20 protein-coding genes are annotated in these 19,205 nt (G+C 66.5%); 1 reads left to right on the forward strand and 19 read right to left on the reverse strand.

Translation table 11 applies throughout. From position 1 onward, the window contains the following. Positions 1-263 precede the first annotated feature (263 nt). From RMCN_RS02755 to RMCN_RS02840, 18 genes are all read right to left on the reverse strand, one after another. Positions 264-1,037, reverse strand: coding sequence for an enoyl-CoA hydratase (locus RMCN_RS02755; protein ID WP_067387109.1), 774 nt, complete (start codon positions 1,035-1,037; stop codon positions 264-266). A 50-nt stretch (positions 1,038-1,087) separates the two neighbouring features. Continuing rightward, the gene (gene nuoN, locus RMCN_RS02760) at positions 1,088-2,662 is read right to left on the reverse strand and encodes an NADH-quinone oxidoreductase subunit NuoN (RefSeq protein WP_064412574.1); all 1,575 of its coding nucleotides are present in this window, start codon (positions 2,660-2,662) and stop codon (positions 1,088-1,090) included. Then, a complete protein-coding gene (locus RMCN_RS02765) occupies positions 2,659-4,227 on the reverse strand; it encodes an NADH-quinone oxidoreductase subunit M (protein ID WP_067387130.1) in 1,569 nt (522 codons plus the stop codon). Before RMCN_RS02765 ends, nuoN begins: the two co-directional genes overlap by 4 nt. Next, entirely contained in the window at positions 4,221-6,101 is a 1,881-nt protein-coding gene (gene nuoL, locus RMCN_RS02770) for an NADH-quinone oxidoreductase subunit L (protein WP_067387111.1), read from the reverse strand. The genes RMCN_RS02765 and nuoL overlap by 7 nt, the downstream gene beginning before the upstream one ends. Before the next feature lie 7 nt (positions 6,102-6,108). Continuing rightward, complete coding sequence (gene nuoK, locus RMCN_RS02775; protein ID WP_067387113.1) at positions 6,109-6,408, reverse strand: NADH-quinone oxidoreductase subunit NuoK; 300 nt, start codon at positions 6,406-6,408, stop codon at positions 6,109-6,111. Then, positions 6,405-7,175, reverse strand: a complete 771-nt coding sequence (locus RMCN_RS02780) for an NADH-quinone oxidoreductase subunit J (protein ID WP_064412576.1) — start codon at positions 7,173-7,175, stop codon at positions 6,405-6,407. Before RMCN_RS02780 ends, nuoK begins: the two co-directional genes overlap by 4 nt. Then, complete coding sequence (gene nuoI / locus RMCN_RS02785; RefSeq protein ID WP_064412577.1) at positions 7,172-7,717, reverse strand: NADH-quinone oxidoreductase subunit NuoI; 546 nt, start codon at positions 7,715-7,717, stop codon at positions 7,172-7,174. The genes RMCN_RS02780 and nuoI overlap by 4 nt, the downstream gene beginning before the upstream one ends. After that, positions 7,710-8,954 carry an NADH-quinone oxidoreductase subunit NuoH gene (gene nuoH / locus RMCN_RS02790; RefSeq protein WP_067387115.1) on the reverse strand — a complete coding sequence of 415 codons (1,245 nt, stop codon included), beginning with the start codon at positions 8,952-8,954 and terminating at the stop codon, positions 7,710-7,712. The genes nuoI and nuoH overlap by 8 nt, the downstream gene beginning before the upstream one ends. Beyond that, positions 8,951-11,341 carry an NADH-quinone oxidoreductase subunit G gene (locus RMCN_RS02795; protein ID WP_067387116.1) on the reverse strand — a complete coding sequence of 797 codons (2,391 nt, stop codon included), beginning with the start codon at positions 11,339-11,341 and terminating at the stop codon, positions 8,951-8,953. The genes nuoH and RMCN_RS02795 overlap by 4 nt, the downstream gene beginning before the upstream one ends. 28 nt (positions 11,342-11,369) lie before the next feature. Further along, the gene (nuoF, locus tag RMCN_RS02800; RefSeq protein ID WP_067387118.1) at positions 11,370-12,686 is read right to left on the reverse strand and encodes an NADH-quinone oxidoreductase subunit NuoF; all 1,317 of its coding nucleotides are present in this window, start codon (positions 12,684-12,686) and stop codon (positions 11,370-11,372) included. Next, entirely contained in the window at positions 12,683-13,546 is an 864-nt protein-coding gene (gene nuoE / locus RMCN_RS02805) for an NADH-quinone oxidoreductase subunit NuoE (RefSeq protein WP_067387120.1), read from the reverse strand. Before nuoE ends, nuoF begins: the two co-directional genes overlap by 4 nt. Positions 13,547-13,639: 93 nt before the next feature. Further along, positions 13,640-14,998, reverse strand: a complete 1,359-nt coding sequence (gene nuoD, locus RMCN_RS02810; RefSeq protein ID WP_067387122.1) for an NADH dehydrogenase (quinone) subunit D — start codon at positions 14,996-14,998, stop codon at positions 13,640-13,642. Beyond that, entirely contained in the window at positions 14,998-15,696 is a 699-nt protein-coding gene (locus RMCN_RS02815) for an NADH-quinone oxidoreductase subunit C (RefSeq protein WP_067387132.1), read from the reverse strand. The genes nuoD and RMCN_RS02815 overlap by 1 nt, the downstream gene beginning before the upstream one ends. A 29-nt stretch (positions 15,697-15,725) precedes the next feature. Then, complete coding sequence (locus RMCN_RS02820) at positions 15,726-16,280, reverse strand: NuoB/complex I 20 kDa subunit family protein (RefSeq protein ID WP_015305533.1); 555 nt, start codon at positions 16,278-16,280, stop codon at positions 15,726-15,728. After that, the gene (locus RMCN_RS02825; protein WP_064402946.1) at positions 16,271-16,645 is read right to left on the reverse strand and encodes an NADH-quinone oxidoreductase subunit A; all 375 of its coding nucleotides are present in this window, start codon (positions 16,643-16,645) and stop codon (positions 16,271-16,273) included. The genes RMCN_RS02820 and RMCN_RS02825 overlap by 10 nt, the downstream gene beginning before the upstream one ends. 166 nt (positions 16,646-16,811) lie before the next feature. Then, positions 16,812-17,213: an Rv3143 family two-component system response regulator gene (locus RMCN_RS02830; RefSeq protein ID WP_064345924.1), complete on the reverse strand. Its 402-nt coding sequence runs from the start codon at positions 17,211-17,213 to the stop codon at positions 16,812-16,814. 15 nt (positions 17,214-17,228) lie between these two features. After that, a complete protein-coding gene (locus RMCN_RS02835) occupies positions 17,229-17,762 on the reverse strand; it encodes a YceI family protein (protein ID WP_064412584.1) in 534 nt (177 codons plus the stop codon). Positions 17,763-17,802: 40 nt separating this feature from the next. After that, positions 17,803-18,192: a nuclear transport factor 2 family protein gene (locus RMCN_RS02840; RefSeq protein ID WP_067387124.1), complete on the reverse strand. Its 390-nt coding sequence runs from the start codon at positions 18,190-18,192 to the stop codon at positions 17,803-17,805. Positions 18,193-18,239: 47 nt separating this feature from the next. On the opposite strand from RMCN_RS02840, the gene RMCN_RS02845 reads away from it, so the two are divergent. Further along, positions 18,240-18,872 (forward strand): class I SAM-dependent methyltransferase, encoded by a 633-nt coding sequence (locus RMCN_RS02845; protein WP_067387126.1) that lies wholly within the window; start codon positions 18,240-18,242, stop codon positions 18,870-18,872. A 36-nt stretch (positions 18,873-18,908) separates the two neighbouring features. Here RMCN_RS02845 and RMCN_RS30760 read toward each other — a convergent pair whose 3' ends face one another. Next, positions 18,909-19,178: a hypothetical protein gene (locus RMCN_RS30760; protein WP_131808491.1), complete on the reverse strand. Its 270-nt coding sequence runs from the start codon at positions 19,176-19,178 to the stop codon at positions 18,909-18,911. Positions 19,179-19,205 lie beyond the last annotated feature (27 nt).

Consider the following 19,205-nt stretch of genomic DNA (forward strand, 5'->3'; position numbering starts at 1 on the left):
GCACCTCTACGCCACCACACGAAAACCACTACCCAACAACACAACTCGGCATCACACCGAACCCACACCAATTACCACGCAAAATCCGGGCTAGCACTCTCTTTCCGCCAGCGTGCGTGTCTGCACACGACACGCCGCGAAAAGTCGACACTTTGCGCACGGTCGACGCCCGCGAGCGTGCGCACACCGCCGAAGAACGCCCGCGTGTCGTCAGCAGACGCGCACCGTCGCGCGGCACAGGGGGAGGCGCGGCATAGGGGGTCTCAGCTGTCGATCTGGCGCTTGTTGCGCGCCGAGACCGCCTGGAACCGGTCGCCGAGGCCGGCGAAATCGCGGTGTTGGGCGAACGCGATCTTCTCCTCGGCGGCCAACGCGGGATCGATCACCGCGGCCGCGCCCGTCGTGTAGATCTCCTTCAGACCGAGCATGACCGACGCAGGCACCTCGGCGATCTGCGCGGCCAACTCGACGGCGCGCTCGACCAACCGTTCGTGGGCGACGACCTCGGTGACCAGGCCGATGCGCTCGGCGCGCGCCGCGTCGACGACCTCACCGGTCATCGACAGCCGCCGGGCCATGGCCAGCCCGACCACCTGTGGGAGCCGGGCGGTCATACCGCCTCCCGGCAGGATGCCGACCCGGGCGTGCGTGTCGGCGAACACGGCACGCTCGGAGGCGATCAGGAAATCACAGCCGAGCGCCATCTCCAACCCACCGGTGAAGGTCGCGCCGTTGACGGCGCCGACGATCGGGGTGCGCATGTTGCCCGTCGCGGCGATGCAACTCTGCGACCGGAATTCCTCGAAATAACTCAGGCCGTCGCGTTGCGCCTCCTTGAGGTCAACCCCCGCGCAGAACGCGGGGTCTGTGCCGGTGAGCACGACGGCGTTGACGGACTCGTCGGCGTCGGCCTCGGTCAGCGCGCTGTAGGTGGCTCTGATCAGTCCGCGACTCAAGGCGTTTCGCGCCTCTGGCCGGTTGAGGGTCAGCACCCGCACGGGACCACGGTCGTCGACGAGCACCAGCGGTTCGGTCATGCGATGACGGTAACCCGGGGCCGCCGACCAGGAAAGGCGGCCCCAGCAACCTAACGCAGGAACTGGTCGGCGTTGTTGGCCAGATCCAAAAGCGGTTGCGGCAGGGCGCCCAGTGCGAACGTCACTGCCGCGGTCACCGTCACGACCGTTGTGCTGAGCACGCTCGGCACCACCACCGTCGGCGCGTTCTCGGGCGGATCGGTGAAGAACATCAACACGATCACCCGCACATAGAAATACGCGGCGATCGCGCTTGCGAGGACGCCGACCACCACCAACGGCATCGCCCCGCCCTCGCCGGCGGCCTTGAAAACCGCGAACTTCGCCACGAAGCCGCTGGTCAGCGGGATTCCGGCGAATGCGAGGAGAAACAGCGAAAACACCACGCCCACAATGGGGTAACGCCGCCCGAGCCCGGCCCACCGGGCCATCGCGGTGTCCTCCTCGCCGGCCCCGTCACGCACGAGGCCGACCACGGCGAACGCACCCACGCTGCTGAAGCCGTACGCGAACAGATAGAACAGCGTCGAGGACAGTCCCGCCTCATTCGCGGCGATCACGCCGGTGAGGATGAAACCGGTGTGCGACACCGCCGAATACGCCAACATCCGCTTGACGTCGGCCTGGGTCACCGCCGCCACGGTGCCCACCACCATCGTCAGGATCGCGATCGCCCACAGCACCGGCCGCCAGTCGTCGCGCAGTTCGGGCAGCGCCACGTAGAACACGCGCAGCAGGGCACCGAAGGCCGCGATCTTCGTCGCCGCGGACATGAACGCCGTGACCGGAGTCGGCGCACCTTGATACACGTCGGGAACCCAGCTGTGGAACGGCACGGCACCGACTTTGAACAGCACGCCCACCAGCACCAGCCCGGTACCGATCAGCGCCAGCGATGTCTTACCCGACCCGGCGGCGATGGCCTCGGCGATACCGACCAGATCCAGCGTCCCGGCGTATCCGTACAGCATGGCCACGCCGTAGAGGAAGAACGCCGACGAGAATGCGCCCAGCAGAAAGTATTTCAGCGCGGCCTCTTGGGACAGCAGGCGACGCCTGCGAGCCAGACCGCACAACAGGTACAGCGGCAGCGACAGAATCTCCAGCGCGATGAACATCGTCAGCAGGTCGTCGGATGCCGGGAACAGCAGCATCCCGCCGATGGCGAACATCGTCAGCGGGAAGACCTCGGTCTGGATCACCCCGGCCTTGGTGGCCAGTTGTTCGTCGACGCTGCCGGGCACGGCCGACGCCTGCGGGGTGAATCCGTCCAGGCCTCGGCGGGCACCGACGGCGACCTCGGCACCGACCTGCCGCTCGGCGATCAGCAGGACGCCGAGCACACCGACGAGCAGGATGGTGCCCTGCAGGAACAGTGCGGGGGTGTCGATGACGACCGCACCCATCACGGCCGACCGCCCGATGGTGCCGTGCAGGTCGCGTACGAGCACCACCACGGCGACCAGGGCGGCCGCCAGGCCACCGAAGCAGAGCACCAGCTGGCTCGCGTACCGGTGCTGTCGCGGCAGGAAAGCCTCCACGAGGAGCCCCGCGATGGCGACCCCGAACACGATCAGCATCGGGCAGACCAGACCGTATTCGACGGTCGGCGGGGTGAGGGTCATGGTCTCGGCCCTTCCGCGACTCTGGGTACGGGATCAGGTTGGTCGATGGTCGTCAGGGTGTGGTCGACCGCGGGATTGATGACATCGAGTGCGGGTTTCGGATACACCCCGAGCACGACCAGAAGCGCGATCAACGGTGCGACGACGACGAGTTCGCGCGGCACCAGGTCGCGCACCCCCTCGTTGCCCTCGGCGACGGCTCCGGTCATCATTCGCTGGTACATCCACAGGATGTAGATCGCCGACAGCACCAGCGCGGTGGCCGCGAACACCGCCAGCACCGGGTAACGCGTGAATGTGCCGATGAGTACCAGGAATTCGCTGATGAACGGCGCCAGACCCGGCAGTGACAGCGTTGCCAGCCCGGCGACCAGGAACGTGCCCGCCATGACCGGCGCCACCTTCTGCACGCCTCCGAACGCCCGGATCAGTCGGGTGCCCCTGCGCGACACCAGGAATCCGGCGATCAGGAACAGGGCGGCCGTCGACAGTCCGTGGTTGATCATGTAGAGCGTCGAGCCGGACTGGCCCTGGCTGGTCATCACGAAGATGCCCAGGATGATGAACCCGAAGTGCGAGATCGAGGTATAGGCGATCAACCGCATCACGTCGGTCTGGCCGATGGCCAGGATCGCGCCGTAGACGATGCCGATCACCGCCAGCGTGACCACCAGCGGCTGGAAATACGTTGACGCGTCGGGGAACAACTGCAGGCAGTACCGCAGCATGCCGAAGGTTCCGACCTTGTCCATGACCGCCATCATCAGCACCGCACTGGCCGGGGTGGCCTCGACGGCAGCATCGGGCAGCCACCGGTGGAACGGCCACAGCGGCGCCTTGACGGCGAACGCGAACATGAATCCGAGGAACAGCAGGTTCATCACGGCGGGGTCGACGGCGAACTCGCCGCTGGACACCGCGTTGACGATCTCGCGGAAGTCGAACGTGCCCGCGGCGAAAGCGTCGCTCGTGGCGGTCACCACATACAGTCCGATCACCGCGGCCAGCATGATCAGCCCGCCGAACAGGTTGTACAACAGGAACTTCACCGCCGCCTTGCCGCGGTTCTTTCCGCCGAAGCCGCCGATGAGGAAGTACATCGGGATCAGCATCGCTTCGAAGAACACGTAGAACAGCAGGATGTCCAGCGACATCAGCGACATGAGAACCATGCCCTCGACGGCCAGCGTCAACGCGAAGTAGGTCTGCACCGACCGTCCGCGCAGGCCGGTCTGGGCGTCGGCGTCGTTCCAGCCCGCGATGATCAGCAGCGGCACCAGAACCGCGGTGAGGACGATGATCGCCAGCGCGATGCCGTCGACGCCGAGGATGTAACCGGTGCCGAATGACGGTATCCACCGGTGGGATTCGACGAACTGGTACCGCTCGCCACCGGGTTGGAATCCGACCGCCACAACGGCGGTGATCGCCAGGACCGCGATCGAGACGGCCAACGCGAACCACTTGGCCAGCACCCGCTGGGCGGCGGGCAGAAGGATCGTCAGCGCGGCGCCGACGGTCGGCGTCGCCCACAGCACCGTGAGCCAGGGGAAGTTGTTCACCAGAGTTGCACCGCCAGGATCGCCGCGACCACCAGAACCGCACCGGAGAGCATCGAAAGGGCATAGGAGCGGGCATAACCCGTCTGCAGCCGCCGCAGACCCGTCGACAGGCGGCTGACCAGTCCGGCCAACCCGCTGGCCGCGCCGTCGACCGCCTCCTCGTCGATCTCGACCAGACCGCGGGTCAGCAGTTGGCCGGGCCGCATCAGCGCCGCCTCGTTGAACGCATCGCCGTACAGATCCCTGCGTGCCGCGACGGTGAGCGCCGAACCGTCCGGGACTTCCGCCGGCACGGGCTTGGTTCCGTACATGCGGTAGGCGATGAGGATGCCGACCGCGACGACGGCCAGGATCACCGTTGTCACCACCCAGACGGGTGCGACGTGGTGTACCTCGTGCGCACCGACGACCGGTTCGAGCCAGTGCTCCAGTGTGCCGCCGATCGCGAACGCGGCGCCGGAGCCCACGGAGCCGATGGCCAGAAGGATCATCGGCCAGGTCATCACCGCGGGGGCCTCGTGCGGATGCGCCTGTGGAGCCCAACGCTTCTCGCCGAAGAACGTCATCAACATCACCCTGGTCATGTAGAACGCGGTGATACCGGCGCCCAGGATCGTCACGCCGCCCAGGATCAGACCTTTGACGCCGCCGGCGCCCAGCGCGGCTTCGATGATCCCGTCCTTGGAGAAGAACCCGGCCAGCGGCGGCACCCCGATGATCGCGAGGTAGCCGAGACCGAAGGTGACGAACGTGATCGGCAGCGCTTTACGCAGGCCGCCGTAGCGGCGCATGTCGACCTCGTCGTCCATCGCGTGCATCACCGAACCGGCCCCCAGGAACAGGCCGGCTTTGAAGAATCCGTGGGTGAGCAGGTGCATGATCGCGAACGCGTATCCGACCGGGCCGAGCCCCGCCGCCAGCACCATGTACCCGATCTGCGACATCGTCGACGCCGCAAGCGCTTTCTTGATGTCGTCCTTCGCGCAGCCGATGATCGCGCCGAACAACAGCGTGACGGCGCCGACGATGACGACGCCCAGTTGTGCGGTGGGCGCGAGGTCGAACACCGGTCCGGAGCGCACGATCAGGTACACCCCGGCGGTCACCATGGTGGCGGCGTGGATCAACGCCGACACCGGTGTCGGGCCCTCCATCGCGTCGCCCAGCCAGGACTGCAGCGGCACCTGCGCCGACTTACCGCAGGCGGCCAGCAGCAGCAGGAGCCCGATCGCGGTCAGCACGCCCTCGCCGGCGGCCGGCGCGGCGGCGAAGACGCCCGCATAGGAGATGGACCCGATGTAGGCGAACATCACCATCATCGCGATGGCCAGGCCCATGTCGCCGACGCGGTTGACGACGAACGCCTTCTTGGCCGCCGTCGCGGCCGACGGTTTGTGCGCCCAGAAACCGATCAGCAGGTAGGACGCCAGACCGACACCCTCCCAGCCGACGTAGAGGCCCAGGTAGTTGTCGGCGAGCACGAGCAGCAGCATCGCCGACAGGAACAGGTTCAGGTAGGCGAAAAACCGCCGCCGCCCGGGGTCTTCGGCCATGTAGCCGATCGAGTAGATGTGGATCAGCGAGCCGACACCGGTGATCAGCAACACGAAACACATCGAAAGCGCGTCGAGTTGCATTCCGAAGTCCACCTGCAGCCCGCCGACCGGAACCCAGGAGAACAACGCCTCGTGGATCGTGCGGTGTTCGGCGTCGCGGCCCAGCATGTCGACGAAGAGCACGACCCCGACGACGAACGACGCGATGGCCGCCGCGCAGCCCAACAGGTGGCCCCAGGCGTCGGTCCGTCGGCCCCCGAGGAGCAGGATCGCCGAGCCGGCCAGCGGCAGCGCGATGGTCAACCAGACAGGAATCGTCATCGCGCCTCTAGTTCTTCAGAAGGCTTGCGTCGTCGACCGAAGCCGACTGGCGGGCACGGAAGATGCTCATGATGATCGCCAGGCCGACCACCACCTCGCAGGCGGCGACCACCATGGTGAAGAACGCCACCACTTGGCCGTTGAGGTGGCCGTGCATGCGGGAGAACGAGACGAACGCGAGGTTGGCCGCGTTCAACATCAGCTCGACGCACATGAACACCACGATCGCGTTGCGGCGCAACAGCACCCCTGCCGCGCCGATCGTGAACAACAGCGTCGACAGATAGAGATAGTTGTCGGGGTTCACTCCCCGCCTCCTCTGCCGTTCGTCACGGTGACGGTCCGCTTCTGCAGGATGGGGCTGACGGACAGGTCCGACCCGGAACCGTCAGGGAGCCGGGCGGCGATGTCGACGGCGTTGTTGCGCGCGAAGACACCCGGGTTCGGCAACGTCGTCGGATAGCCGCCCGGTTTGAACCGTTCCTCGGCGAGTTCGCGTTGGGTCTTGCGGCGTCCGAAGCGTTCCCGGTGCGCCAACACCATCGCGCCGAGCGCGGCGGTGATCAGCAACGCGCTGGTCAACTCGAACGCCCACAGGTAGCGCACGAAGATCAGCGCCGCCAACCCCTCGACGTTGCCGCCCGCATTCGCCTGGGCCAGGCCGGTGAAACCGCCCACCGAGACGTTGCCGATGCCCGCGATGAGCAGCAGGCCGAAGCCGACACCGACGACGACAGCCGCAACCCGTTGTCCGCGAATCGTTTCCACGAGCGAGTCCGACGAGTCGACCCCGATGAGCATCAGCACGAACAGGAAGATCATCATGACGGCGCCGGTGTAGACCACCACCTGGACGACTCCGAGGAACAGTGCGCCCTGGGCGATGTAGAACACGGCCAGCACGATCATCGTCGTGGCCAGAAACATCGCCGAGTACACCGCTTTCGGTGCGGCGATCACCCCGAGCGCGCCGAGTACCGCGACGATCCCCAACACCCAGAACAGCACGGCCTCGGTGGTCGTGGTCTGCCCGGGGTTGTCGGCAGCCACCGCCGCGAGCAGGTCGAGCCTCATCGCACGTCCCCGGTGACCTTCTGGGTCTCGTGCTCGACGGGCCCGATGTTGCCCAGGTAGTAGTCGTCATCGGTGGTGCCCGGCGCCATGGGATGCGGTGGCGGCAGCATGCCGGACCGCAACGGCGCCAACAGCTTGTCCTTACCCCAGATGAGGTCGGCGCGGTTGTCGTCGGCCATCTCGTATTCGTTGGTCATCGTCAACGCCCGGGTGGGGCAGGCCTCGATGCACAGACCGCAGCCGATGCAGCGCAGATAGTTGATCTGGTAGACGCGCCCGTATCGCTCACCGGGGGAATACCGTTCGTCTTCGGTGTTGTCGGCGCCCTCGACATAGATGGCGTCGGCGGGGCAGGCCCAAGCGCACAGTTCGCAGCCGATGCACTTCTCCAGGCCGTCCGGGTAGCGGTTCAGTTGGTGTCGGCCGTGGTAACGCTTGGCGACGGGCCCCGGCTTCTCCGGATACTCCTCGGTGATCGGCTTTTTGAACATGGTGCCGAAGGTGACCCCGAAACCCTTCAGCGCGTCGAGGAACTTAGGCATCGGCTGGCTCCTTGGTTGCGGTCTGGCCCATGCTGCTCGGCAGGGGCGGGGTGGGGAAGATCTCCGGATCCAGCTTCTGCCGCGGGATCGCGCGAACGTTTCGTCGGCGCAGGGCCCGCCACAACGCCACGGCGACCAGCAGTGTCGCGATGGCGCCGAGCGAGGCCAGCGTTGTCGTCACCTGGCTGAAACCCTCGTTGCGGAGCGCGCGCGCCGTCGCGACGATCATGATCCACGCCAACGAGAACGGGATGAGCACCTTCCATCCCAGCGCCATGAACTGGTCGTAGCGCATGCGCGGCAGTGTGGCGCGCAGCCAGAAGAACAGGAACATGAAGCCCCACACCTTGGCCACGAACCACAGCAGGGGCCACCAGCCGGTGTTGGCGCCATCCCACATGTTGATGGGCCACGGTGCATGCCAGCCGCCCAGGAACATCGTGGTGGCCAGCGCGGAGACGGTGGTCATGTTGACGTACTCGGCGAGCATGAACATCGCGAACTTGATCGATGAGTACTCGGTGTGGAACCCGCCGACGAGCTCACCCTCGGCCTCGGGCAGATCGAAAGGCGCGCGGTTGGTTTCGCCCACCATCGAGATGACGTAGACGAGGAACGACGGCAGCAGCAGGAAGATGAACCACGTGCCGTACTGGGCGGCGACGATGCCGGAGGTCGACATCGAGCCCGCGTAGATGAACACCGCCACGAACGACAGCGCCATCGCGATCTCATACGAAATCACCTGCGCGCTCGACCGAATCCCGCCCAGCAGCGGATAGGTCGACCCCGAAGCCCATCCGGCCAGCACGATCCCGTACACACCGATGGAGGTCGCCGCCAGGATGTACAGCACCGCGACGGGCATGTCCGTCAGCTGCAACGCGGTGCGGTGCCCGAAGATCGAAACCTCGCCGCCCATCGGGATGACGGCGAACGCGATGAAGGCGGGCACCGCGGAGATCACCGGTGCCGCAAGGTAGACGAACTTGTCGACCCCGGCGGGAACCAGACCCTCCTTGAGCGCCAGCTTGACACCGTCCACCAGCGACTGCAGAAGTCCCTTGGGGCCGACGCGGTTGGGCCCGAACCGCATCTGCATGCGGCCCAGCAGCTTGCGCTCGATCAGAATCGCCGAGAGGACCGAGAGCATCAGGAACGCGAATATCGCGAGCGACTTGGCCAGGATCAGCCACCACGGGTCGTGGCCGAACAGGGTGGGATCGGGATGGATCACGCTTCGGCCCGTCCGATCGACACGACATCCCCGGTGGACACCCCGAGGCTTCGGTGCACCGCCGAACCCGGCGAATTCAGGGGAAGCCAGATCACGCGGTCGTCCATGTCGGTGATGGCCAACGGCAGCGTGATCGTCCCACGCGGTGTCCTCGCGGCGATCAGATCGCCTTCAGCAGCGCCGATTTCGGCCGCGGTGGCGGCGGAGAGCCGCGCCACCGGCATCCGGGCGGTGCCGGCCAGATGCGGTTCGCCGTCTTGTAGGCGGCCCTCGTCGAGCAGCATCCGCCACCCCGCGAGCACCGCTTGTCCCGCGGCCGGCGGAGTCCGCTTCGGCGCAGGAACGTTCGGCGCCTCGGGTCGGCGACCCGCCCACATGCCCAAGCGCGACATGTCTTCCCCGGCGGCCGCCGCGGTCGGCAGGTTCAATGCGACGCCGATTTCGTCGGCCAGGAAGTTCAAGACCCGCAGATCGGGGATGGCGTTGGTCTTCAGCGACGGCTGGAAGGGACGAAGTCGGCCTTCCCAGTTCAGGAACGAGCCGGCTTTCTCCACCACGGGCGCGATGGGGAAGACGACGTCGGCGACAGCGGTGATTGCGCTCTCCCGCAGCTCGAGGCTGACGACGAACGGCGTGGACTCGATCGCGGCCAGTGCCACTTCGGGATCGGGGAGGTCGTCGACCTCGACGCCGCCGATGAGCAGGGCGCCCAGTTCGCCGCTGCGCGCCGCCTCCAGAATCGCGGTGGTGTCGCGGCCCGGCACGGTGGGCAGCGCGCTGACGTGCCAGGCCGCCGCGGTCTGCTCGACGGCCGCGCTGTCGGCGATCGGCCGGCCACCGGGCAGCAGGTTCGGCAAGGCACCGGCCTCAGCCGCGCCTCGGTCGCCTGCGCGTCTCGGCACCCAGGCCAGCCGGGCACCCGTCGCTTCGGCCAATCTGCTTGCCGCAGAGAGGGAGCCGGGCGATGTGGCCAGACGTTCACCGACCATGATGATCGCACCCGGCAGCCGCAGCTGCGGGTCGTCCGCCAGCTCGTCGAGGGCCGCGGCCTCGTCTCCCGGGGCCGCGGTGACCAGGCGGCCGCGCAGCTTGGTCAGGGCGCGGCTGGCGAAGGGGGCGACGGAGATGACCTGCAACCCCTTCTTGCGCACCGCCTTGCGCAGCCGCAGGAACACGATCGGTGATTCCTCTTCCGGCTCGAACCCGGCCAGCAGGACCGCCGGCGCATTCTCCAGATCGGCGTAGGTCACCGTCATCGGCTGCCCCGCGACATGGGCGGCGAGGAAGTCGGCCTCCTCGGCGCTGTGCGACCGGGCCCGGAAGTCGATGTCGTTGGTGTTGAGCACGATCCGGGCGAACTTGGAATAGGCGTAGGCGTCCTCGACGGTCATCCGGCCGCCCACCAGCACGCCCGCGCTTCCGGCCGCGGCCGCCAGCCCGTTGCCTGCCACCACGAGGGCCTCCGACCATGAGGCGGGCCGCAACTTGCCGTCCTCGTCGCGAATCAGCGGGGTGGTGATGCGGTCGCCCTGCGTGGTGTAGGTGAACGCCCAGCGACCCTTGTCGCAGTTCCACTCCTCGTTGACTTGAGGTTCGTCACCGGCCAAGCGGCGCATGACCTTCCCGCGCCTATGGTCGGTGCGCTGGGCGCATCCCGATGCGCAGTGCTCGCATACGCTGGGACTCGACACCAGGTCGAACGGCCGGGCCCGGAAGCGGTAGGCCGCCCCGGTCAGCGCGCCGACCGGGCAGATCTGAACGGTGTTTCCCGAGAAATACGACTCGAACGGTTCACCGGTCGCGATGCCGACCTGTTGCAGCGCACCGCGCTCGAGCAGATCGATGAACGGATCGCCGGCGATCTGCTCGGAGAACCGGGTGCAGCGCGCGCACAGCACACAGCGCTCGCGGTCCAGTAGCACTTGCGAGGAGATGTTGATCGGCTTCGGGAAGGTGCGTTTGACGTCTTCGAAGCGAGTTTCGGCGCGGCCGTTGGACATCGCCTGGTTCTGCAGCGGGCACTCGCCGCCCTTGTCGCACACCGGGCAGTCCAGCGGATGGTTGATCAGCAGGAATTCCATGATGCCCTGCTGCGCCTTGTCCGCCTCCGCCGAGGTGTACTGCGTGCGCACCACCATGTCGGGGGTGCAGGTCGTCGTGCATGACGCCATCGGCTTGCGCTGACCCTCGACCTCGACCAGGCACTGTCGGCAGGCCCCCACCGGGTCGAGCAGCGGATGGTCGCAGAACCGCGGGATCTGGATGCCGATCAGTTCGGCGGCCCGAATCACCAACGTGCCCTTCGGAACACTGACGTCGACGCCGTCGATCGACAACTGGACCATCTCCACACCGGTGTCCGCCCCGGTGTCGGCCGTCTGCGTCATCGGATCACCCCCCTAGCTCGCCACCCCATCACACGCCCACCTCTTCCGTCGCCATCAGCGTGGACGCGTGCGGATCGAACGGGCACCCGCCGTCGAGGTGGGCGATGTACTCGTCGCGGAAGAACTTGATCGACGACATGATGGGGGCGGCCGCACCGTCACCCAACGCGCAGAACGCCTTTCCGAAGATGTTGTCGGAGATGTCGAGCAGCTTGTCGATGTCGACCTCCGTGCCCGCGCCCGTCTCGAGACGTTCGTAGATCTGTGCCAGCCAGTAGGTGCCCTCCCGGCACGGTGTGCACTTGCCGCACGACTCGTGGGCGTAGAAGTCGGTCCAGCGGCGCACCGCGCGAACCACACACGTGGTCTCGTCGAAAATCTGCAGCGCCTTGGTGCCGAGCATGGTGCCCACGCCGGCCATCCCCTCGTAATCCAGTGGTACGTCGAGGTGTTCGTCGGTCAGCAGAGGAGTGGAGGACCCGCCGGGTGTCCAGAACTTCAACTGGTGCCCGGCACGGACACCACCCGCGTAGTCCAGCAACTCGCGCAGCGTGATGCCCAGCGGGGCCTCGTACTGTCCGGGGTTGGTGACGTGACCCGACAGCGAATACAGCGTGAAGCCCGGCGACTTCTCCGAGCCCATCGACCGGAACCAGTCGATGCCGTTGAGCAGGATGGGCGGGACGCTGGCGATCGACTCGACGTTGTTGACCACCGTCGGGCAGGCGTACAGCCCTGCGACGGCGGGGAACGGCGGCCGCAACCTCGGTTGTCCGCGACGGCCTTCGAGCGAGTCCAGCAGCGCGGTTTCCTCACCGCAGATGTAGGCGCCCGCCCCCGCGTGCACGATCAGTTCCAGGTCGAAGCCCGACCCTCCGATGTCGTTGCCGAGGAAACCGGCCTCGTGCGCTTCGGCGACCGCGGCGTGCAGCCTGCGCAGCACCGGCACCACTTCGCCGCGCAGGTAGATGAAGGCGTGATGCGCCCGGATCGCGTAGGCCGCGATGATCGCCCCTTCGATGAGGAAGTGCGGGGTCGTCAACATCAACGGAATATCTTTACACGTACCGGGTTCCGACTCGTCGGCGTTGACCACCAGGTAGTGCGGCTTGGCTCCGGCGCCGGTGTCACTCTGCGGGATGAACGACCACTTCGTGCCGGTGGGGAAGCCCGCACCGCCGCGGCCCCGCAGACCGGACTCCTTCACCAGGTTGATGACCTCGTCGGGGTCCATCGCCAGAGCCTTCTCGAGGGCGCGGTAGCCGCCGTGACGACGGTAGGTGTCCATCGACCATGGCTCGGGCTCGTCCCAGAACCGGCTGAACACGGGTGTCAGATCTGTCATGCGCGTGAATCCGTTGTGTCTGGATCGGTCTCGACGGTGTTCGACTTCGGCGGGACGGTTGCCGACGGGCCAGGGGCGGACGCGTTCTCGGTGGCCTCGATACCCGCCGTTTCGTCGTCGAGCGTCTCGGTGGAAGCGGCCGCGGCGTCGGCGTCGGGCGCGTGCATACCGCGTTCGCGCGCCACCCGCAGGCCCGCCAGCGTGGCCTCGCCGACCTTGTTGCCCCCCGAGCGCGGGTCGGGCAGACCCGCGAGTGTGCGCGCGGTCTCACGGAATGTGCACAGCGGCGTTCCCCGTGTCGGTTCGGGAGGGTCGCCGTCGCGTAGCGCGTCGACGAGGTCGCGCGCCGACGACGTCGTCTGGTTGTCGAAGAACTCCCAGTTGACCATCACCACCGGTGCGTAATCACACGCGGCGTTGCACTCGACGTGTTCGAGGGTGATGCGACCGTCCGGCGTCGTCTCGCCGGCGTGCACACCCAGATGTTCCTGCAGCGCTTCGAGAATCGCGTCGCCGCCCATCACTGCGCACAACGTGTTGGTGCACACCCCGACGAGGTACTCTCCGGTCGGGGTCCGCCGGTACATCGAGTAGAACGTCGCCACCGCGGTGACCTCGGCGTCGGTCAACCCCAACTGCTTGGCGCAGAACGTGATTCCGGCGGGGGTCAGGCATCCGTCCTCTGACTGCACGAGGTGCAGCAACGGCAGCAGCGCCGAACGCGACTGCGGGTAGCGCGAGATGATCCGCTCGGCGTCGGCGCTGAGCCGCGCCACGACGTCGTCCGGATATGACGCCGGCCCGTTGATCGGCGGGCCGGGTTCCTCGGGTCGCTGACCGAGCTCGAGGAATACGCTCATCGGTGTCCTCGCCTCTTCGCGCAAGCGCTCATCGGTGTCCTCGCCTCTTCGCGCAAGCGCTCATCGGTGCCCTCGTCCTCTTCGCGCAAGCGCTCATCGGTCCACGCCTCCCATCACCGGGTCGATCGACGCCACCGCGGTGATCAGATCGGCGACCATGCCGCCTTCACACATCGCGGCGACGGCCTGCAGGTTGTTGAACGACGGGTCCCGGTAGTGCACCCGGTAGGGGCGGGTGCCGCCGTCGGAGACCATGTGCACGCCGAGTTCGCCTCGGGGGGACTCGATTGCGACGTAGACCTGCCCGGCGGGCACCCGAATTCCCTCCGTGACGAGTTTGAAGTGGTGGATCAGCCCCTCCATCGAGTGACCCATGATCCGGGCGATGTGCTCGGGGGAGTTGCCGAGCCCGTCCGGGCCGACCTTCAGATCTGCCGGCCAACCCAGTTTCTTGTCCTCGATCATCACGGGTCCGGGCCGAAGGCGATCCAGGCACTGCTCGACGATCTTCAGCGATTCGTGCATCTCCTTGACCCGGATCAGATACCGGCCGTAGGAGTCGCAGCCCTCATCGGTGATGACGTCGAAGTCGTATGTCTCATAGCCGCAATACGGTTGGGCTTTGCGCAAGTCGTGTGGCAGCCCGGTGGACCGCAGGCAGGGCCCGGTGATCCCGAGCGCCATGCACCCCGTCAGATCGAGATAACCGACACCGACCGTGCGGGCCTTCCAGATGTAGTTCTCGTTGAGCAGGTCCTCGAGATCCTTGAGCCGCTTGGGCATCAGGTCGAGCACGTCACGGATCTGCGGGATGGCTTCGTCGGGCAGGTCCATCGCCACCCCGCCCGGGCGGACGTAGGCGCTGTTCATCCGCAGGCCCGTGACCGTCTCGAAGACCGACAGAATCTGCTCGCGCTCACGGAATCCGTAGAACATCGCGCTCATCGCGCCCAGTTCCATCCCGCCGGTCGCCAGCGCGACAAGATGCGAGGAGATCCGGTTCAGTTCCATCATCATCACGCGAATGACGCTGGCGCGCTCGGGGATCGCGTCGGTGACGCCCAGCAGTTTCTCGACGCCCAGGCAGTAGGCCGTCTCGTTGAAGAACGGCGACAGATAGTCCATCCGGGTGACGAATGTGACGCCCTGGGTCCAGTTGCGGAACTCGAGGTTCTTCTCGATCCCGGTGTGCAGGTAGCCGATTCCGCAGCGGGCGGAGATGACCGTCTCACCCTCGATCTCGAGGATCAGCCGAAGCACACCGTGGGTGGAGGGGTGCTGCGGACCCATGTTCACGACGATGCGTTCGCCCGCGTGGGCGGCGGCCGCATCCTTGGCGGCCTGGACCACTTGATCCCAATCCTGGCCGCCGACAACGACTACCGTCTCGTTGTCCGACGCGCCCGAGGACGAAGCGCCGCCCGGCGTGGGCGGGACGTGCGAAATGCTCATCAGCTGTAGGCCCTCCGTTGATCGGGCGGAGGAATCTCGGCGCCGTGGTATTCCACCGGGATGCCGCCCAACGGGTAGTCCTTGCGCTGCGGGTGCCCGACCCAGTCGTCGGGCATCTCGATCCGGGTCAGGGCGGGATGCCCGTCGAAGATGATGCCGAAGAAGTCGTAGGTCTCGCGTTCGTGCCAGTCGGTGGTGGGATAGACCTCGAACAGCGAAGGAATGTGCGGGTCGGCGTCCGGTGCCGCGACCTCGATCAGCATCCGCCGGTTGTGGGTGATGGACATCAGCGGATACACCGCGTGCAGTTCTCGCCCGACTTTGTCGGGGTAGTGCACCCCACTCACCCCGAGACACAACTCGAAACGCAACTGCGGATCGTCGCGTAGCGCGCGGGCGACGACAGGCAGCTGGTCACGCTGCACCTCGAGGGTCAGCTCGTCGCGGTAGACCACGACGCGCTCGATGGATGCCGCATAACCGTCCTCGCCGAGCACCTCGGCGAGGCGATCGACGACCTCGTCGAAATAGCGGCCGTAAGGACGCGGCGAGCTGCCGGGCAGCGCGACGGGTCGCACCAGGCGCCCGTAGCCGGAGGTGTCGCCCGTCCCCTTGGCCCCGAACATTCCCCGGCGCACGCCGATGATCTTCGGTGTGCCTGCGCCTGCGCCTGCGCCGGTGCCGTTCGTCGCACCCATCTTCGACTGCTCTTCCCCCGGGCCGCTGGTCATCGCAGCAGCCCTTTGAGCTCGATGGTCGGGGTGACGGCCAATGCGGCCTGCTCGGCCTCGCGGATCGCCTCTTCGCGGTGCACGCCGAGCGGCATCTCCTGAATCTTGTCGTGCAGCTTCAGGATCGCGTGCAGCAGCATCTCCGGGCGCGGTGGGCAACCGGGCAGGTAGATGTCCACCGGGACGACGTGGTCGACCCCCTGGACGATCGCGTAGTTGTTGAACATGCCGCCCGAGGATGCGCACACCCCCATCGCCAGAACCCACTTGGGTTCGGCCATCTGGTCGTAGATCTGGCGCAGCACCGGCGCCATCTTCTGGCTGACCCGCCCCGCCACGATCATCAGGTCGGCCTGGCGGGGGGTTGCCGAGAACCGCTCCATGCCGAACCGGGAGATGTCGAATCGCGGGCCGGCCGTGGCCATCATCTCGATCGCGCAGCAGGCCAACCCGAACGTCGCAGGCCACAGCGAGCCCTTGCGGATGTAACCCGCCACTTTCTCGACGGTCGACAGTAGGATCCCGCCCGGCAGCTTCTCTTCTAGTCCCATGCCAGACCTCCCCGTCGCCACACGTAGGCGTAGGCCACGAACACCGTGGCCATGAACAGCAGCATCTCTACCAGGGCAAACAGCCCCAGATTGTCGAACGCGACGGCCCACGGGTACAGGAAGACGATCTCGATGTCGAAGATGATGAACAACATCGCGGTCAGGTAGTACTTGATCGGAAACCGCTGGCCGGTCGGCTGACCGGACGCACCCCCGTGCGGCACCGGCTCGATGCCGCATTCGTAGGCCTCGAGCTTGGCCCGGTTGTAGCGACGCGGGCCGACCAGCAGGGCAATGGCAACCGAGCCGACCGCGAACGCAGCCGCAATAGCGCCAAGCACCAGGATTGGCGTGTACAAATCCATACCGAGCAAACGCTCCCTCGTGGGCTGTTCGATGTGAGCTTACCCACACCCTAGCGCCCTTTGGGATGCGCGCCACACCTTTTGGTTAGTATCGCTATTGGCAACGCGTGGCTATGTCGTCATGCCTCCAATAGGCAAGTGCGACAGGTGTTTACGTGTTTTCCGGCTATTGCACCAGGGTGCGCATCAGCGATGCCACGGCGTCGCCGAGCCGGATCGGATCGATCGGGTGGGGAACCGCGGCTTCCGCACGAGACCAGCGGGCCAGCCACGCGTCATCGGGCCGGCCGGTGAGCACCAGGATCGGCGGGCAGTCGGCGATCTCGTCCTTGAGCTGCTTGGCGATTCCCATCCCGCCGACGGGGGTGGCCTCGCCATCGAGGATCACCAGATCGAACCCGCCTTCATCCATCTGGCGAATGACCATGGGGCCCGTCGCCACCTCGACGTAGGTCAGCTCCGGCAACTCCGGATGCACCCGCTTACCGAGCGCGAGTTGCACCTCTTCGCGGGTCCTGGGGTTGTCGCTGTAGACGAGGACCCGCAACGGGCGCGATGAGTCGGCCATGCCGTGATCGTACGGCTAGCGCGCGTGCCGGAACACCAAGTCGCCGGAGATCGTGGACTTGTCGCCGATCATGCCCACCAGGTTTCCGTCGACTCCGAAGTCCCGCCGGCTGATGGTGGCCTGGGTGGACAGCCGCATCCCGCCGTCACCGACCGGTGTGACCTTGGTCCGCAGTGTCAGAGGTCGGGTCGTGCCTTTGATCGTCAGTTCGGCTCGTAGGTCGATGGTGTCGCCGTCGATCGCGCCGGCCCCGGTGATGAGCACGCTGATCTCCGGATGGCTTTCTGCTCCAAAGAAATCGGCGGAGTGCAGGTGTTCATCGCGCTTGCGGATGCCGGTACGCAGCGACGCGGCCTTGATCTCGACGTGCCCGGAAACCGTTTGCGGCGCCGATAATTGGCCGTCACCGCTGAATTCGGTGAACCGGCCCTTGACGGGCACCAGGCCCCACATCGACTTGCTGCGCACCGTGATTGTGGACTGGGCCTGGTCCAGCGTCCATGTCCCCGTCGAGGCGGGATCGCTGAAAAGCTCGCTCAGACTTACCATGTCATCTCCTGGTTGAATGTTCGGCTTCGCCGCCGGATCGTTACGCGGGCTCGAGCAACGGAGCGATCTCCGCCGGATCGAAGTACTCGTCGATCCGGCTGATCCGGCCGTCGGCGCCCAGCTTGATGATGATGCCGACGCGCATCGCGATGACGCCACCGTTGTGTCCGGTGGCGTGCAGGATGTGCTGCTGGACCAACCCCCCGTCGAACAGCTGTCGATCGATGACCTCGTATCGGCGTTGTGCGGTGGCGTCGATGAACCAGTGGAGGACTCGCAGGGCGCGGTCCTTGTCGCGGTCGCGGTCGGCCACCTTCCAGACCACGATGTCGTCGTGCCACAGCCGCGAAATCGCGTCGCGGTCGCCGGACTCGATCGCCGCGAACAAGCGATCCGCCACGTCGGTGACGGTGTCGTGGGCAACGGTCACGTGATCCTCCTTGACCTCAACGCCGATTGAGGTTGAACACTGGCGGCATGGATGTGACACCTACTCTCTCGCTATTCGACGACGCCTACAAGAGCGGAACCGCACCATGGGTGATCGGCGAGCCGCAGCCGGCGATCGTCAACCTGGAACGCTCCGGCCTGATCCGTGGCACGGTGCTCGACGTCGGCTGCGGCGCCGGTGAGCACACGATCCTGCTCACCGGACTCGGTTACGACGTGCTCGGCGTCGACTACGCACCGTCGGCGGTCGATCATGCGCGCAGAAACGCCGAGGCAAAGGGCGTCGACGCGCGGTTCGAGGTCGCCGATGCCATGGATCTCGGGAAGGCCACGTACGACACCATCGTCGACAGCGCGCTGTTCCACATCTTCGATGAGACCGACCGCGCCAGATACGTAGCCAGTCTGCGCGCGGCGTGCCGGCCGGGCGGCGTGGTCCACGTGCTCGCGCTTTCCGACCGCGGCCGCGGATTCGGCCCGCAGGTCAGCGAATCCGACATCCGCGACGCGTTCGGCGACGGTTGGCTGCTGGAGTCGCTGGGGGAGACCACCTACCGTGGCGTCGTTCAGCCCGCCCAGGCCGATGCCATCGGATTGGCGGCCGGAAGTCTCGTCGACGAACCGGCGTGGCTCGCGCGAATCCGCCGCCGCCCCTTCTGAGCGATTTGTGCGTGATTCCGTTCGCTCCGGGCGCTGTCAAGCTGCGTGGAGTCGGTCGAGGTCGTTTTCTGGGGGGAGGTTGATGCCGACGACGGGGTTGGGGTTCTTGGTTTGTGGGCGCTTGCGGAAGCGTTCGGGGTGGGTGTCGTAGTAGGCCTGCAGGGCTTGGTCGCGTTGAAGCCATTGCTGTATCCAGGCTCCGCTGTGGACCTGATCGGGGGTGAACAACGCGATACCGCTGTGGCGGTGGTTCTCTGGGGGTCCTGCCCGGCTGCCGTGACGGATCTCCGCGTTTCCGCAGGTCACGTGGCTAGTGTCTGAAGGTTATCCATT

This window comes from Mycolicibacterium novocastrense, from assembly GCF_001570485.1.
Taxonomy (GTDB): domain Bacteria; phylum Actinomycetota; class Actinomycetes; order Mycobacteriales; family Mycobacteriaceae; genus Mycobacterium; species Mycobacterium novocastrense.

Excerpts from the sequence above, each read along its gene's own strand:
- RMCN_RS02780 (WP_064412576.1), bottom strand. The coding sequence starts at position 7,175 with ATGAGGCTCGACCTGCTCGCGGCGGTGGCTGCCGACAACCCCGGGCAG.
- RMCN_RS02820 (WP_015305533.1), bottom strand. The coding sequence starts at position 16,280 with ATGGGACTAGAAGAGAAGCTGCCGGGCGGGATCCTACTGTCGACCGTC.
- nuoF (WP_067387118.1), bottom strand. The coding sequence starts at position 12,686 with ATGACAGATCTGACACCCGTGTTCAGCCGGTTCTGGGACGAGCCCGAG.
- nuoI (WP_064412577.1), bottom strand. The coding sequence starts at position 7,717 with ATGCCTAAGTTCCTCGACGCGCTGAAGGGTTTCGGGGTCACCTTCGGC.
- RMCN_RS02825 (WP_064402946.1), bottom strand. The coding sequence starts at position 16,645 with ATGGATTTGTACACGCCAATCCTGGTGCTTGGCGCTATTGCGGCTGCG.
- RMCN_RS02845 (WP_067387126.1), top strand. The coding sequence starts at position 18,240 with ATGGATGTGACACCTACTCTCTCGCTATTCGACGACGCCTACAAGAGC.
- RMCN_RS02795 (WP_067387116.1), bottom strand. The coding sequence starts at position 11,341 with ATGACGCAGACGGCCGACACCGGGGCGGACACCGGTGTGGAGATGGTC.
- nuoE (WP_067387120.1), bottom strand. The coding sequence starts at position 13,546 with ATGAGCGTATTCCTCGAGCTCGGTCAGCGACCCGAGGAACCCGGCCCG.
- RMCN_RS02755 (WP_067387109.1), bottom strand. The coding sequence starts at position 1,037 with ATGACCGAACCGCTGGTGCTCGTCGACGACCGTGGTCCCGTGCGGGTG.
- nuoD (WP_067387122.1), bottom strand. The coding sequence starts at position 14,998 with ATGAGCATTTCGCACGTCCCGCCCACGCCGGGCGGCGCTTCGTCCTCG.
- nuoN (WP_064412574.1), bottom strand. The coding sequence starts at position 2,662 with ATGACCCTCACCCCGCCGACCGTCGAATACGGTCTGGTCTGCCCGATG.
- nuoL (WP_067387111.1), bottom strand. The coding sequence starts at position 6,101 with ATGACGATTCCTGTCTGGTTGACCATCGCGCTGCCGCTGGCCGGCTCG.
- RMCN_RS02830 (WP_064345924.1), bottom strand. The coding sequence starts at position 17,213 with ATGGCCGACTCATCGCGCCCGTTGCGGGTCCTCGTCTACAGCGACAAC.
- RMCN_RS02835 (WP_064412584.1), bottom strand. The coding sequence starts at position 17,762 with ATGGTAAGTCTGAGCGAGCTTTTCAGCGATCCCGCCTCGACGGGGACA.
- RMCN_RS02815 (WP_067387132.1), bottom strand. The coding sequence starts at position 15,696 with ATGGGTGCGACGAACGGCACCGGCGCAGGCGCAGGCGCAGGCACACCG.